This window comes from Nocardia sp. NBC_00881 (genome assembly GCF_045207455.1).
Lineage (GTDB): Bacteria > Actinomycetota > Actinomycetes > Mycobacteriales > Mycobacteriaceae > Nocardia.
Map to the genome: position 1 here is coordinate 4,843,427 of NZ_CP108798.1, position 14,019 is coordinate 4,857,445.

Here is a 14,019-nt window from a genome sequence, read left to right on the forward strand (position 1 = left end):
GACCGCTGAGTGCGGGTGGCCGACGCTACCGTTTCGCGACTCGATAGCAAGCAGGTGTGCGCTCCGGAATCAGGACGTAGCGGAACGGCCGGACGGTCATGTCGAGGCTGAAGCTGCCTGGTTGCGCCCGGCCGACGGAGACGATCGGGCGTTGTCCACCAGCAGACGGTGCAGCACCTGCGTGGGCGGTGCGGCCTGCCCGGCATTCAACACCACCCCCGTGAATGCCTCGGCCAACGCCGCGGCGGGCTCGAATCGCCCGCTGCGGAAGCTGTGGCCGGCCAACTGCGACCGCCACTCCCGGAAGCCGGCCACCGTGCGGCTCAGCGAACCCCTGTCCTCCGGACCCAGCTGAGGCAGGTACGCGGTGAGCAATGCGCGCCGAGCTGCGGCGCGGGCGCGGAAGCCGCCGGCTACGTCCAGCGCTCCCCCGAGTTCACGCACGATCGACGAATACACCGGTCGCCGTACACATCCCGGCGCCAGCAGACCCGAGCTATCGGCCGCTGCGACGATCTGCTCCAGATGCTTTGGATCGGTCGCCGCGGGTACGGCGAGCACAACGCGTGCGGTGAACAGCACCGGTTCGATCGGGCTCGGCGGCGGTCGCACCGGCTCGTCGGATGTGTCTCCGGCGTCGGATGGATCTGTCGATGATGCCGGTCTCATCTCCGAATCCCACTCCAGCCGGGTCGGTTCGCCGTCCGGGAGTTCGTCGATGCCGATGGCACGCAGGTCGATGTGCGGGTACCGCGGCAGTACGTCGTCCACCGCGGCGACAATCTCGATCAGGACGTCCTCGGGCACGTCGGGGGTATCGAAGCCGAATGCCCGGACGCCGTATCGCTCGGCCAGTTTTCGAGCGAGGCGAGCCGCGACAGAATCGCCGGAGCCGTTCACCATCGGTGTCCCGGGTTTCCGGTCCGGCTTCTCGGCCTTTTCGCGCGGCCGTGCCGCGGGGCTTCCGGGCGCGCGCGGCGGAGAATCGCCGGTGCCCGAGCCGGGGGCTGCGCCCGAGCCGGGGGCGAAGACCGGCGCCGGACGCCCTGCGGCGGCCTTGGACCATGGCGTGCTCGTAGCAGCGGCCGCTGACCCATTCCCCGTGGTGGGCGTACCGGCCGACGGCACCAAGGTCGGGATGTTCCCCCGCACCGACGGGGCACGTGGGGCGTCTGTCCGACGAGCCGGGTTCACGCTCGCGCCGGGCACGCCCTCGCGACCGGGGCCGGCTTGGTTGCGGTCGGGCGAATGTGCCTCTAGCCGTTCGGGCCGCTGCACAGCCGCCGGCGCGCTGCCTGAGGCGCGTGTACTGGCGGGAGCGGGCGTGGTCGCCGCGGGCGATCGGTGCGCGGCGGCGGGAGTGGCCGTGACGTACGGTCCGGGCTGTCTCGTGGCAGCGCCCTCGCCGACCGAAAACAGTGTCGAGCCGTTCTGGATCCCGAGACTCGCGTTGTCGATTTGCTGCGCAAGGGCCACGTCTTGGTTCTCGAAGGTGTTCGCGAGTTGGCGTAGGTCGGGGCCGGCCTGCTGCAGCACCTGGACCAGGCTGTCCAAGTCGGACATGGTCTGCTGCTCTTCCGGAAGAAAGAACTCGCCGAACGCACGCCCGGCGTCGTCGTTACCCCATGGTGCGCGGTCTGTGGTCATGGTGGCGAGCAGCCGCCGCACCGCCGCCGCCACATCCGTGCCGATCCGATCGAACCCAGGCGCGAGGGCCCGCAGCCGATCCAGATCGGCCGAAAACTGGTCGCCCACATGTTCTCCCTATGCCTGGGCATTCCATTTTCGGCCGCCACGGCGTCCACATCTTCTCGCTGACGGGGACACTCGCCGGCCAAGCCCTGTCACCCGCTGTCCACGCGTCCGGTATCCGACGGCAGGGGCCTTGCTCGGACCTGTACGCGGCCGCTTTTCGGCCGTGGATGGCGTCCCGTCTCCGCGCTAGCCACGGCGGTGCTGGGTCGCGCACCCGCGGACGTCGACTCGTCTCTTCGGCAGGCCTCACGCGGGCTTACTTCAGCAGCCGCGACATCCGCCGGTCGGCGAGCACCTTGCCGCCGGTCTGGCAGGTCGGGCAGTACTGGAACGACCGTTCGGCGTAGGAGACCTCGCGGACATTGTCGCCGCAGACCGGGCACGCCTGCCCGGTGCGGGCGTGTACCCGCATGCCGGAACGCTTCTCGCCCTTGAGCCGGGCGGCGTCCTGGCCGACCGACCGCTGCACCGCGTCGGTGAGCACGTCACGCATGGCCGAGTAGAGTCCGGCGACTTTGTCGGCGCCCAGCGTCTTCGTGTTCGCGAACGGTGAGATCCGCGCGGTGTGCAAAATCTCGTCGGAGTAGGCGTTGCCGATGCCCGCCAGCAATGACTGGTCGACGATCGCGGTCTTGGTCCGCTGCGAGGTGCCGTGCAGGATCTCGGCGAACTGTGCCTCCGTCACTTCGAGCGCGTCGGGGCCGAGCCGGGCTATGCCGGGCACCATTTTGGGATCCTCGACGACATACACCGCCAGGCGCTTCTTCGTGCCCGCCTCGGTCAGGTCGAAGGCCGGCGTCGCGCCCTCCGGGGTGAAGAAGTGCACCCGCAGGGCGAGCGGGCTCTTGCCACCCGGCTTCGGCGGCGTCTGGCTGGGTTCGTCGATCCAGCGCAGCCACCCGCCGCGCGACAGGTGCGTGACGAGCCACAACCCGCCGCATTCCATGCCGAGAAACTTGCCCCACCGGCCTGCCCCGGTGACATCCCGGCCGGAGAGCGCCGTCACGGGAGGCTCGAACGTCTTCACCGCGCTCAGCGCGGCCACATCGACACGCCCCACCACGGCGCCGACCGCGTGTTCCCGCAGGAACTGCGCCAACGCCTCCACTTCCGGTAGCTCGGGCACGGGTCCAGATTACCCAGACCCACCGACAACCTGCCGGTTGTCGACCACGGCCGAAAGGCGGGCGTCCTACCCTCCGCGACGAAGCAAATAGATGTCCATGATCCAGCCCTTGCGGTCGCGCAGTTCGGTGCGGCGGCGGACGATCTCGTCCCGCACCTCGGACAGCGAGCCCTCGATCAGCGTCTCGTCGGGCATGCCGAGGTAGGCGCCCCACCAGATGTGCACGTCGTCGCCGGGTATCGCGGTGAACGAACAGTCTCCGTCCAACATCACCAGCGCGCCCTCGGCGCCGAGCCCCTCCTCGCGCAGGCGACGCCCGGTGGTGATGTGCACCGGCTCACCGATACCGTGGAGCACCATGCGATGACGCGCGGCCAGCGCCTGCGCGCTGGTGATTCCGGGTATCACCGCATAGTCGAAGGTCACCGCGCCACGCGCGAGCACCCGCTCGACCATCCGCAGCGTGCTGTCGTAGAGGGCCGGATCACCCCACACCAGGATGCCGCCGACGCCCTCGACCTCGGCGAAAGCCGACTCCAGCAGCGCGGACCTGCGGTCGTGCCAATCCTCGACGACGCCCGGGTAGTCGATGGGTGTGCGATCGCGCGGCGGGTCGTCGATCGGCACGATCCGGTACGGGCGGTCCATGTGCTCGTCCAGGATCGCGGTCCGCACTGCGATCAGCTCCTGCTTGGCCTCGCCCTTGCCGATGACGAAGAACGCCTCGACCCGCCGCATCGCCTTGACGGCCTGCAGGGTGACGTGGTCGGGATCACCGGCGCCGATGCCGATCACGTAGAGCTTGCGCATGCGGGCGAGCTTGCCAGGTCGGCCGAAGACTAGAGTTGCCAGGCGTGGCCCCTGACTCGCTTCACCCGGCTTCCACCCCCGACAGCCAGTACGAGGACCTGCTCCGGCTGGTGCTGGCGTCCGGCACGAAGAAGGCGGACCGCACGGGGACCGGAACCAGAAGCATCTTCGGCCACCAGCTGCGCTACGACCTCGCTGCGGGGTTCCCGCTGATCACCACGAAGAAAGTCCATCTGAAGTCGATCGTCTACGAGTTGCTGTGGTTCCTGCGCGGCGACTCCAACGTCGGCTGGCTGCACAAGCATGGCGTCACGATCTGGGACGAATGGGCCGACGCTCACGGCGAACTCGGCCCGGTCTACGGCGTCCAGTGGCGCTCGTGGCCGACGCCGGACGGCACCCATATCGATCAGATCGCGCAGGTGCTGCACACCCTGCGCACCAACCCGGAATCACGGCGCATCCTGGTCTCCGCGTGGAACGTGGCCGATCTGGACAAGATGGCGCTTGCTCCCTGCCACGCGTTCTTCCAGTTCCATGTGGCCGACGGCAAGCTGTCCTGCCAGCTCTATCAGCGCAGCGCCGACCTGTTCCTCGGCGTCCCGTTCAATATCGCCAGCTACGCGCTGCTCACCCACATGGTCGCGCAGCAGACCGAGCTGGAGCCCGGCGACTTCATCTGGACCGGCGGCGACTGCCACATCTACGACAACCACGTCGAGCAGGTCACCGAGCAGCTCGGCCGCGACCCCTACCCGTTCCCGAAGCTGCGGCTGCGGCCCGCGCCGACGCTGTTCGACTACCGCTACGAGGACGTGGAAGTGGTCGGTTACCGGCATCATCCGGCCATCAAGGCGCCGGTGGCAGTGTGACCCGCACGATCGGACTGATCTGGGCGCAGACCCGTGACGGGGTGATCGGTTTCCGGAACACCATTCCCTGGCGCGTGCCCGAGGACATGGCGAACTTCAAGGACGCCACCTGGGGTCATCCCGTGGTGATGGGCCGGCGGACCTGGGATTCGCTGCCGCCGAGATTCCGGCCGTTGGCCGGTCGTCGCAACATCGTGGTTACCAGGCAGTCCGATTGGGCCGCCGAGGGCGCCGAGCGCGCCGCGTCGGTGCCCGAGGCGCTGACGCGATGCGCCCCCGATACCGTGTGGGTCGCCGGTGGCGGCGAGATCTACCGCGCCGCCATGGACTTCGCCACCGATCTGCGCGTCACCGAGGTCGACACCACCGTCGAGGGCGATGCCTACGCGCCGCCGATCGGACCGGAATGGGATCCGGATGAACCAGAACCCTGGCGCACGTCGAAGACCGGCCTTCGCTTCCGGATCCGCCACTACACCCGCAGGTGATCCGGCTGATCGGACGTCACATCGCGGGCGGCGTCGACCATGGCGGAACACGCCGGACAGCGGCCCGGCCGGTCAAACACGACCCGCGCGGCGGCGGTCTCGGGCATACTCCTGAATATGTGGCGGCGGACCCTCATCCGTCCGCCCGCCTCGAGCCGTTGCCACCAGCCCGGCATCGGCTGGTGATCTGCGAAAGGCGGTCCATGGACAAGAAATCGCTGACTGCGGTCGCTCGCCAACAACTCAAGTTGGCGGCCACCGCTACGAGCGGACGTAGTTCACAAACCATCTATGGCGGTCACACGCATTCACTTCGGCAAACGGTGGTCGGCCTGTCGGCCGGGCAGAGCCTGGCCGAGCACGACAACGCGGGCGACGCCACCCTGCTGGTGCTCAGCGGCACGCTGACCCTGATCAGCGGCACCGACGAATGGAAGGGCTCGGCGGGCGACCTGCTCGTGGTGCCCAAGGCACGCCACAGCGTCAAGGCCGTCGACGACGTCGCCTTCCTGCTGACGGTGGCGAAGTAACAGTTACGCCGTGCGTCCCTGCCCGCCGGTCGGACGGGCCGGGCATTAGTCTGTCGATCATGGGTGAGCCGCAGCCGATCCTCGAACCACTCACACCGGCCGCGATCTTCCTTGTCGCCACCATCGACGACGGCGGCGAAGCCGCGGTGCGCGATCTGCTCGCCGACATCACCGGCCTGCGTCGCTCGGTGGGATTCCGGCTGGCGGGCGCCGGGCTCGCCTGCGTCACCTCCATCGGCTCAGCCGCATGGGACCGGCTCTTCACGGGCCCGAAACCCGTTGAGCTGCATGAGTTCCCCGGCTTCGTGGGCGAGCACCACACCGCGCCCGCAACACCGGGCGACCTGCTGTTCCACATCAAAGGCGAGGCCCAGGACGCCTGCTTCGAGCTGGCCATGGCGATCGGCGACCGGCTCGCCGGCGCGGCGACAATCGTCGACGAGACGGTGGGCTTCCGGTACTTCGAGCAGCGCGACCTACTCGGCTTCGTCGATGGCACCGAGAACCCGGAGGGCCGCGCGGCCGTCTCCGCCGCGCTGGTCGGCGACGAGGACCCGGAGTTCGCTGGCAGCAGCTACGTCGTCGTGCAGAAGTACACACACCCGCTCGCGGACTGGCGCGCACTGTCGGTCGAGGAGCAGGAGCGCGTGATCGGCCGGACCAAGCTGGACGACTTCGAACTCTCCGATGAGGACAAACCCGCAGACTCGCACGTCGCGATCAACACGCTCGTCGATCCGGACGGCACCGAACGCCAGATCGTGCGCGGCAACATGCCCTTCGGCAGCGTGCGCGACGGCGAGTTCGGCACCTACTACGTCGCCTACGCGGCCACCCCGAGCGTCACCGAACGCATGCTCACCCGCATGTTCCTCGGCACCGAAGACGCCGCCTACGACCGCATCCTCGACTTCTCCATCGCCGTCACCGGCACCTCGTTCTTCACCCCGACCATCGATTTCCTCGACGATCTTCCGCCCGCCCCGTGGGAAACGGAGCAATCGGGGGAATCCGTCGGCGTCGATGGGGCGGGTCTGTCCGGCAGCGCCACGGTTTCCGGCGACGGCGCCCTCGGTATCGGCACGTTGAAAAGGAGCACTCGGTCATGAACAACCTCCATCGCGAACTGGCGCCGATCACGTCCGAGGCATGGGCGGCCATCGAAGAGGAGGCGACGCGCACCTTCAAGCGGCACATCGCGGGCCGCCGCGTCGTCGACCTGTCCGGCCCGCACGGCACCGACTACTCCGCCGTCGGCACCGGCCACACCACGCCGATCGCGGCGCCCGACGAAGGTGTGCTGGCCAGCCGGCGCGTGGTCACGCCCCTGGTGGAACTGCGGGTGCCGTTCACGCTCTCCCGTGCGGAACTCGACAACGTCGAGCGCGGCGCTCGGGACACCGATCTGGACCCGGTGAAGGATGCCGCGAAGAAGATCGCGTTCGCCGAGGATCGCGCGATCTTCGAGGGTTATCCGGCCGCGACCATCACCGGTGTCCGGGAAAGTTCGTCCAACCAGCCGATCACGCTGCCCAGCGACACCCGGCTGGTGCCGGAGGCGGTCGCGCAGGCGCTGAGCGCCCTGCGACTGGCCGGTGTCGACGGACCGTACTCGGTGCTGCTGAGCGCCGACCTGTACACCGAGGTCAGCGAGACCTCCGACCACGGGCACATGATTCGCACTCACATCGAACGCCTGATCCCGGATGGCGAGATCATCTGGGCGCCCGCCATCAGCGGCGCGGTCGTGCTCACCACCCGCGGCGGCGACTTCGATCTACGCATCGGCCAAGACCTCTCCATCGGCTATCTGTCGCACGACGCCGAGACCGTCCAGCTGTATTTCCAGCAGAGCCTGACCTTCCTGGTGTACACCGCCGAGGCCGCGGTCGCGCTGACGGCATGAGCCTGTGGCCGATTCGACGCACGGATCGGCCACGGCTGGGAATTCCCGAGGTGTGCGTCGGCGCGCGAGCAGTAGGTACCGTAATGCCGGCAATGCACCAAAGGCAGGTAGGTGAGATGACAACGGTGCGGGTGGGTGTCGTCCCGACGCAGCGCGCGGCGCTCTACAGCGTGCTCGGCATCCTGGTGACCGTGACGATCTGCGGTGCGTTTGTGGCCGCGTTCGGCGCCAACCGGGTGTTCACCGGCCTGCTGGCCGGTGCCGTCGCGGGCGTCGCCGCGTTATCGGCGTTGTTCACCAGGGACGCCGTCGTGCTCACCGACCACACCATCTACCGGCGCACGCCGTGGACGGTGTCCAGCATCGCGTGGGATCGGGTGGTGGCCGGCCGGTTCACCCTCGACGAACGGTCCCGCTGGTCGCTGGCGCTGGACCTGTCCGGCGGCGACGAACCCCATGGCGAGTTGGTCCTACTGTCCATACCGCCGGTGGTCCGCCCGGTCACGGGCGCCTACGACCTGCGCAAGCGCGACCAGGTCACCGAGATCCGGGCGGTCCTGCGCCACAAGCGGATTCCGGTGACGGTGCTGCCGCAGATCGCGGGTGCGCTGCAGCAACACTGGCAGATCGCACCGCCGACCCACTGATCGTCCGGCGCGGCGCTGTGGTAGAACCGCGCGGGATGCCGTGCGTCGGATTCCGATACCATCATTCGGCCGGCAGCGCAGGCCGATCGAGTAGCAGGGTCGCCTCGGTCCTGATCGCGTCGAGATCGCCGAGCCAGCCGAGCGTGCGCAACACCGCCCCCGGGATGGTCTGCTCCGCGTAGGCGGGCGCGGCGCCCTCGTCGGAGCGAATGCTGATCACGGTCTCCACCAGGCGAAACGGCAGCACCTCTGCCCCTTGTGTGCCCGCCGCGCCCGCTGCTGCGAGCACCTCGGCGGCCAATGTCTCATAGTGCCCGCGCAATTCGTCGCGGCGCAGCCGGAACGTGGCGAACCGCTCGGTGCGCAGTTCCGGCAGCAGGTACAGCGCGCCGAGGTTCCAGCGGGCCGCGCACAGCTGCCGCACGTCGAACAGCGTGAGCGCGTACAGCCGGACCTGGATCGGCTCCATTGCCTCACGCAGCCGCTCGGCCAACTCGATCGGGGCGGCGATGGTCTCGGCGAGCAGCGCGTCGAGGATGTCGTCTTTGGCGGCGAAGTGATGGTACAGCGAAGCCTGCCGGATGCCGACGGCGTCGGCGACCGCACGGGTGGAGGTGGTGGCGTAGCCGTGGGTGGTGAACAGTTCGCCCGCGGCGTCCAGGATCTCGGCACGAGGTGTCTGCCCGTGTCGTCGTCGTGGCTCGACACGCGGACGGCCGGGACCGAGGTTTGGCACAGGGCCATTCTGGCAGGCAGCCGCAGGACCGATCCGGTGTGGTTGCCGGAAGTAGGCACGGGCCAGCTTCCACGCTGTCTCGACCGCTTCGGCCGTGACCGACTTGCACCACGAACAGGCCGGAAAGTATTCCCACCTGCGCGACGGGTCGACCGCGGTATCGCGCGACGACGTCGGACCGTTCCTGAAGCGGATTTCAGGTGGCTTCAGGCTGCCTTCAGGCACGCTCTGCGACGGTGGTGACCATCTTCGAGACAACCGCTCCCCCAGGAGGTTTCACCATGGATGCCCTTTTGCGCCACGCACTCGACGGCCTGCGCTGGCTGCTCGTCGGCGCCGAATTCGACACCGACCAGGTGACCGTGGTCCGGGAGGTCTGGCAGCAGCGGTAATACCGCACCTCACCTATTCCCACCATTCAAACAACTGGTTAAGGTTCCGAGAACATGTTTCTGCGCAAGATCGCCACAGCATCGACGCTTGCCATCGCGGTTGCCGGCATCACTACCGGAAATGTCAGCGCTGCTCCGCAGGCCACCGACAGTGGCACGGTCGGCTACTCCGCGACCACATCCGAAGAGAGCGCGGTCGTCCATATCGATTCGGGCTCGATGACGGTCGAGAACGGGGTTTTCGAAGTCAAAGCGGCCAACGGCTCCGTACTCGCAGGCACCCCGCTGGAATTCCGCGTCGATGATTTCGTTTTCCCCATTGCCGCCGATATCAAGGGCCGGACGGCCACGCTCGTACCGCGATTCGACCTCGAGCATGCCGACTATCGTCCGGTTGCCCTCCCCTTCGAAGACCAGGCTCGGTGGGAATCGCCGTACGACCGTGAAGTCGCGGCCTTCACTCGGTTGAAGGACACCATCGCGTCAGGGGCGGCGATCGGCACCACAGTCGGCGGTATCGGCGGCGGCCTCGTCGGCTGTGTGCTCGGCGGCATCGCCGGCGCGACCGTCGCCGCTGCGACCATCATCGGCATGTTCGGGCCATTCATCCCAGCCGCTGCCGTTGGCTGCCTGGGTGGTGTCATCGCCGTGGGCGCTCTCGGCACCCTCGCCGGTCAACTCTTCGTTACGGCACCTGTCGCCATCGCTGCCCTTGTCCAATACTTCACCACGATCAATCAACCCTTCATCCCGCCGACCGAGTAGGACGGCTCGTCCGCGCATTGCAAAGTCGAGCCATGTCACAGTCCGCGCTCCTGCGTCGTCGTCCCAGTGAGGAGATGGGAACCACCCATCGATACCTGGATCGGAGACGGTCATGGCCACGAAGATTCTTGTCACCGGCGGCACCGGCACACTGGGCCGCCAGGTCCTTCCCCTGTTGCGGAACACCGGCGCCGATGTCCGCGTGCTCAGCCGCAGGGCGCGCGAACCGGTCGACGGCGTCGAGTTCGTAGCTGGAGATCTCTTGCGCGACAAGGAGATCGATGCCGCTGCTGCGGGTGTCGACACCATCCTGCACCTGGCGGGCGACGCCAAGGGCGACGAGGTGGCCACCGAAAACCTGATGCGCGCCGCGTTCGCCGCTGGAGTCCGGCACGTCGTGTACATCTCGGTGACCGCCGCCGATCTGCTGCCGCTGACTTACTTCCGCGCGAAGTTCGCCGCAGAACAGGTGGTCGCCACATCAGGCGTCCCGTGGACCACGCTGCGCGCAGCGCAGTTCCACGACTTCGTGCCGAATCTGGTTGATGCGATGCTGAAGTCGCCGGTGCTGCCGATCCTGGGCGGCGTGCGCGTCCAGCCGGTCGACGCACGAGAGGTAGCGGCCCGACTGGTGGAGTTGGCGCTCGGCGCGCCCACCGGACGAGTGCCGGACCTGGTCGGGCCGACCGTGATCAGCATGCGTGAACTGGTCCGGGACTATCTGAAGGCGCTCGGCAAGCGCCGCGCGCTGCTGACGGTGCGGGTTCCCGGCAAAGCGGGCCGGGTCTACCGCGCGGGCGAGAACCTGGTGTTCGACAGCGCGGATGTCGGCAAGCTGACCTGGGAGGATTACCTGACCGAGCGTGCCGACCGACCGTAGGTGTCACGGCGCTGACGCCGACCATCGCTCGGCATAGCGCCTGGGGCCGGTGACCCTAACGCTCCAGACCGCGCAGCACGATCTGAACGCCATTCCGGAATTCGTCGTCGACCGACAAGCCCTTGGCTTGGCCGGCCGTCTGCGCCAGATGCGGATAGTCCTCGGGGGACAGTCGCGCCATCGCAGCCGTGCCCCGACCCAGCAGCGGCGCGTAATGCTCGTTCTGCAGGAAGCCGAGCAGGAATGCGATCAGCGTGCGCTGGGCGATTACCCGTGCGCGTCCGGTGAAACCGCCTTCGGTGAGCACGGCGAGCATGGCCTCCATCACGCGCAGCGATTCCACCGAGGACTGGCGATGCCGCAGCACCAGCGGCACGGCTGCCGGGTGGGCCGAAACCCCGGCGCGGATGTGTTCGATCAGCAGCGTCGCGCCCGCCTTCCAGTCGATCCCGGCAGGCCGCGTCGTGTCGATCGAGGCGAACATCTGGTCCACGATCAGCACCTCGAGTTCGTCGCGGTCGCGGATGTAGCGGTACAGCGCCATGGTGGCCACCCCCAGCTCCTTGGCCACGGCGCGCATGGTCAGCGCGGACAGGCCGTCGCGGTCGAGCACGGCGAGGGCGGCCGACACAAGATCGGTGTTCGTCAGCGACCGAGGACGGGGCACGAGTTGACAGCGTACAAGATACGCGCATACTGCTCGTAGGCGTACGATGTACTCCTACGAGAGGAGTCCCATGTCCTTACCGACCGACGTTCCCGACCGAACACTGGTCGCCGTCTCCGGCGCGCAGATCCAGGTGCCGGACCCGGATTGTTTGATCCATCTCCAGTTCCGCCGGTTCGCCGGCTGCCCGGTGTGCAATCTGCACCTGCGCTCGATCGTCACCCGCCGGCACGAGATCGCCGCGGCGAACATCCGCGAAGTGGTCGTATTCCATTCCAGCGCGGAGGAATTGCGCAAGTACACCGCGGAGCTGCCGCTGGACGTCATCGCCGACCCGACCCGGAAGCTCTACCGTGAGTTCGGCGTCGAGAAATCGCCACGGGCGCTGCTCGACCCGCGTGGCTGGCGCGCCATCCTTCGCGGCGTCGCGCACGACGTGCGCGGCACGCTGCGCGGAATGCAGGCCGCCCCGCCCGCGAAACCCGACGGCGGCAGTCTCGGGCTGCCCGCCGATTTCCTGATCGCCCCCGACGGCCGCGTGCTCGCCGCGAAACACGGTAAACACGTCTACGACCAGTGGTCGGTCGACGAATTGCTCGCGCTCGTACCGGCCATCGAGCGTCGCCCGTGATGGCAATCGAAAGGCCGTTGCCGGCAAGGACATTCGCGCTGCTGTTCAGCGGATTGCTCGCGGGCGCGTTCGGCTACGGGGCGGTCAACGTGCTGTACGCCTTCCGCAGGGTGCCACTGGACGTCCGCTTTACCTTCCACACCGCCCTGATGAGCGTGAACGGCCTTGTCATGCAAGCGCTGATGGGTCTGACCATTTTCTCCACGCTGGTCCTCGCCCTGCGCTCCACCGCTCGGTATCGCTGGTTCGCGGGTGGCGCGGCCGTGCTTGCCGTCGCGGCGTTGGTGATCACCCGGCTCGGCAACGTCCCGATCAACCAGCACATCAAAGTGTGGGCGGTCAGCGGTCCCCCGGCCGACTACGCCACAATCCTGGCTCGCTGGGAAGCGTTCCACTTCGCACGCACCGCGTGCGCCGTAGGGGCGTTCCTGCTGGTCGTCATGCTCACCCTGCTCCCCACGAAAGAGGCACGCTTGTGATTACCGTCGAATTGTTCGTCTCCGACGAGTCGCTGACCACCGACCGCAAACGGGCACTCGCCGAACACATCCTGCGCGAGCTGACCACCGAACCCGCCGCACCGGACTCGGTACTGACGAAAGCCCGTGAACTGACCCATGTTCTGGTGCGCACCCCCGAGGTATGGGCGACCGGCGGGGCGCTCGCACCCCGCTACCTGGTGCGGCTCACCGTTCCCGGATCATGGAGCAACAATAGTGAATTCGGCGACCACGTAATCCCCCTGATCACAAAGGCAATCGCCGAGTCGGAGACCGATCAGGACCGACTGACCCGCGAGCCGCACTGCGTGATCCAGATCATCGGCCTGCGTGAACACAATCTCGGCGTCCTCGGCCGAAAGCTCACCGCCACCGAGATCACCAAGCTGATGACCCAGGAATACCGGGACTCCGGCGACCACGCCGAAGCCCCCGAGGGTTACACCGTCGACCCGGTCTGCGGCATGACCGTCGAGCTGTCGACCGCCCGGTTCACCCTCACCCACGACGGCACCGACTACGCCTTCTGCGCGCCGGTCTGCCGCAAGGTCTTCGCTGAAGAACACGTGGTTCCCAGCTAGCGCATCGCCCTGTGGGAATCAGGGCAGCAGAGATCCGGGATCGATCGTGAATTCGAAAGGACTGTGCAGGGTGACGGCATTACCAGCCGCCACCCTGTGCGTCAGCTGATAGGTGTAATCGGCACCGAGTTCGTGAGCGAACAGGACGGGTAAGGATTCGCCCGACAGCTGGCCCTTGAACGGGTTGGGCTCGAAGCGCCAATAGTTCGGAATACCGGCCTCTGCGTAGACCACAGGTTTGACCATGCGGTCTTGCAACGTGGTCGACCTGGATACCACCTCGACCACGAGTTCTACCTCCTGAGCAGGAACCCCCCGGGCGTCCAACTCGATCGAGTCGGACACCACCATCAGATCGGGAATGGGCTCGTCGTCACCGATCAGCACGCCGACGCCTTCCAGCACCAGGTAGTTCGGCGGCAACACCGCATCGAGGGCACGTCCCAGCCATCTGATCAGCAATTGATGCCGGGGCTTCGGCGCGGCATGCACGACGAGCTGACCATTCAACACCTCATAACGCAGTCCGTCTTCGGGCATGTGCTCGAGGTCGGCAGCCGTCCAACCATCGGCACGGGGCACTGGCATCGCCATGAAACCACCTCCAACCTCGCCGAACGATAACGAAAGGGTCGCCGCCGGTTCCGTTCGAGTCTAGCCGACCGGTCCGACCGAGCCTGCTGGTGCGCAGTAGCGATCGGCGGCGCTCCACACCAGCAGATCCCGGTCACTG

General features: G+C 67.5%; 17 protein-coding genes. 11 read left to right on the forward strand and 6 right to left on the reverse strand.

Annotated elements, in window-relative coordinates; all coding sequences use genetic code 11:
- Positions 1–96: 96 nt before the first annotated feature.
- From OH799_RS20430 to cobF, 3 genes are all read right to left on the reverse strand, one after another.
- Positions 97–1,755 carry a hypothetical protein gene (locus OH799_RS20430; RefSeq protein WP_406266457.1) on the reverse strand — a complete coding sequence of 553 codons (1,659 nt, stop codon included), beginning with the start codon at positions 1,753–1,755 and terminating at the stop codon, positions 97–99.
- A gap of 256 nt (positions 1,756–2,011) precedes the next feature.
- Positions 2,012–2,881 (reverse strand): Fpg/Nei family DNA glycosylase, encoded by an 870-nt coding sequence (locus OH799_RS20435; protein WP_406266460.1) that lies wholly within the window; start codon positions 2,879–2,881, stop codon positions 2,012–2,014.
- Positions 2,882–2,947: 66 nt separating this feature from the next.
- Positions 2,948–3,691: a precorrin-6A synthase (deacetylating) gene (gene cobF / locus OH799_RS20440; RefSeq protein ID WP_406266462.1), complete on the reverse strand. Its 744-nt coding sequence runs from the start codon at positions 3,689–3,691 to the stop codon at positions 2,948–2,950.
- 44 nt (positions 3,692–3,735) lie between these two features.
- Between cobF and OH799_RS20445 the strand changes: the two genes are divergently transcribed.
- The 6 genes from OH799_RS20445 (at position 3,736) to OH799_RS20470 (ending at position 8,134) form a co-directional block, all read left to right on the forward strand.
- Entirely contained in the window at positions 3,736–4,563 is an 828-nt protein-coding gene (locus OH799_RS20445; RefSeq protein WP_406266465.1) for a thymidylate synthase, read from the forward strand.
- A complete protein-coding gene (locus OH799_RS20450) occupies positions 4,560–5,051 on the forward strand; it encodes a dihydrofolate reductase (RefSeq protein WP_357270665.1) in 492 nt (163 codons plus the stop codon). The genes OH799_RS20445 and OH799_RS20450 overlap by 4 nt, the downstream gene beginning before the upstream one ends.
- Before the next feature lie 203 nt (positions 5,052–5,254).
- Complete coding sequence (locus tag OH799_RS20455) at positions 5,255–5,581, forward strand: cupin domain-containing protein (RefSeq protein WP_327110265.1); 327 nt, start codon at positions 5,255–5,257, stop codon at positions 5,579–5,581.
- Positions 5,582–5,640: 59 nt separating this feature from the next.
- Positions 5,641–6,690 carry a Dyp-type peroxidase gene (locus OH799_RS20460; protein WP_406266469.1) on the forward strand — a complete coding sequence of 350 codons (1,050 nt, stop codon included), beginning with the start codon at positions 5,641–5,643 and terminating at the stop codon, positions 6,688–6,690.
- On the forward strand, positions 6,687–7,487 hold the full coding sequence (locus tag OH799_RS20465) for a family 1 encapsulin nanocompartment shell protein (RefSeq protein WP_406266471.1): 801 nt from the start codon (positions 6,687–6,689) through the stop codon (positions 7,485–7,487). Before OH799_RS20460 ends, OH799_RS20465 begins: the two co-directional genes overlap by 4 nt.
- A gap of 116 nt (positions 7,488–7,603) precedes the next feature.
- Positions 7,604–8,134, forward strand: coding sequence for a hypothetical protein (locus OH799_RS20470; RefSeq protein WP_406266474.1), 531 nt, complete (start codon positions 7,604–7,606; stop codon positions 8,132–8,134).
- A gap of 61 nt (positions 8,135–8,195) precedes the next feature.
- On the opposite strand, the gene OH799_RS20475 is transcribed toward OH799_RS20470, so the two are convergent.
- Positions 8,196–8,870, reverse strand: coding sequence for a TetR/AcrR family transcriptional regulator (locus OH799_RS20475; RefSeq protein WP_406266477.1), 675 nt, complete (start codon positions 8,868–8,870; stop codon positions 8,196–8,198).
- Between the two features lie 446 nt (positions 8,871–9,316).
- Here OH799_RS20475 and OH799_RS20480 point away from each other — a divergent pair, with 446 nt between their 5' ends.
- Both OH799_RS20480 and OH799_RS20485 read left to right on the forward strand, forming a co-directional pair.
- Complete coding sequence (locus tag OH799_RS20480; protein ID WP_406266480.1) at positions 9,317–10,027, forward strand: hypothetical protein; 711 nt, start codon at positions 9,317–9,319, stop codon at positions 10,025–10,027.
- Positions 10,028–10,139: 112 nt separating this feature from the next.
- Positions 10,140–10,907 (forward strand): SDR family oxidoreductase, encoded by a 768-nt coding sequence (locus tag OH799_RS20485; RefSeq protein ID WP_406266483.1) that lies wholly within the window; start codon positions 10,140–10,142, stop codon positions 10,905–10,907.
- A gap of 55 nt (positions 10,908–10,962) precedes the next feature.
- On the opposite strand, the gene OH799_RS20490 is transcribed toward OH799_RS20485, so the two are convergent.
- On the reverse strand, positions 10,963–11,574 hold the full coding sequence (locus tag OH799_RS20490) for a TetR/AcrR family transcriptional regulator (protein WP_406266486.1): 612 nt from the start codon (positions 11,572–11,574) through the stop codon (positions 10,963–10,965).
- 70 nt (positions 11,575–11,644) lie between these two features.
- Between OH799_RS20490 and OH799_RS20495 the strand changes: the two genes are divergently transcribed.
- The 3 genes from OH799_RS20495 to OH799_RS20505 are packed head-to-tail and all read left to right on the forward strand — an operon-like array spanning position 11,645 to position 13,286.
- Positions 11,645–12,205, forward strand: a complete 561-nt coding sequence (locus tag OH799_RS20495; RefSeq protein ID WP_406266488.1) for a peroxiredoxin-like family protein — start codon at positions 11,645–11,647, stop codon at positions 12,203–12,205.
- The gene (locus tag OH799_RS20500) at positions 12,205–12,684 is read left to right on the forward strand and encodes an anthrone oxygenase family protein (RefSeq protein ID WP_406266491.1); all 480 of its coding nucleotides are present in this window, start codon (positions 12,205–12,207) and stop codon (positions 12,682–12,684) included. Before OH799_RS20495 ends, OH799_RS20500 begins: the two co-directional genes overlap by 1 nt.
- A complete protein-coding gene (locus OH799_RS20505; protein WP_406266494.1) occupies positions 12,681–13,286 on the forward strand; it encodes an ATPase in 606 nt (201 codons plus the stop codon). The genes OH799_RS20500 and OH799_RS20505 overlap by 4 nt, the downstream gene beginning before the upstream one ends.
- Before the next feature lie 18 nt (positions 13,287–13,304).
- Here OH799_RS20505 and OH799_RS20510 read toward each other — a convergent pair whose 3' ends face one another.
- Positions 13,305–13,880 (reverse strand): Uma2 family endonuclease, encoded by a 576-nt coding sequence (locus OH799_RS20510; RefSeq protein ID WP_406266497.1) that lies wholly within the window; start codon positions 13,878–13,880, stop codon positions 13,305–13,307.
- Positions 13,881–14,019: the final 139 nt, after the last annotated feature.

Excerpts from the sequence above, each read along its gene's own strand:
- OH799_RS20455 (WP_327110265.1), top strand. The coding sequence starts at position 5,255 with ATGGACAAGAAATCGCTGACTGCGGTCGCTCGCCAACAACTCAAGTTG.
- OH799_RS20510 (WP_406266497.1), bottom strand. The coding sequence starts at position 13,880 with ATGGCGATGCCAGTGCCCCGTGCCGATGGTTGGACGGCTGCCGACCTC.
- cobF (WP_406266462.1), bottom strand. The coding sequence starts at position 3,691 with ATGCGCAAGCTCTACGTGATCGGCATCGGCGCCGGTGATCCCGACCAC.
- OH799_RS20495 (WP_406266488.1), top strand. The coding sequence starts at position 11,645 with ATGTCCTTACCGACCGACGTTCCCGACCGAACACTGGTCGCCGTCTCC.
- OH799_RS20465 (WP_406266471.1), top strand. The coding sequence starts at position 6,687 with ATGAACAACCTCCATCGCGAACTGGCGCCGATCACGTCCGAGGCATGG.
- OH799_RS20485 (WP_406266483.1), top strand. The coding sequence starts at position 10,140 with ATGGCCACGAAGATTCTTGTCACCGGCGGCACCGGCACACTGGGCCGC.
- OH799_RS20480 (WP_406266480.1), top strand. The coding sequence starts at position 9,317 with ATGTTTCTGCGCAAGATCGCCACAGCATCGACGCTTGCCATCGCGGTT.
- OH799_RS20500 (WP_406266491.1), top strand. The coding sequence starts at position 12,205 with ATGGCAATCGAAAGGCCGTTGCCGGCAAGGACATTCGCGCTGCTGTTC.
- OH799_RS20470 (WP_406266474.1), top strand. The coding sequence starts at position 7,604 with ATGACAACGGTGCGGGTGGGTGTCGTCCCGACGCAGCGCGCGGCGCTC.
- OH799_RS20460 (WP_406266469.1), top strand. The coding sequence starts at position 5,641 with ATGGGTGAGCCGCAGCCGATCCTCGAACCACTCACACCGGCCGCGATC.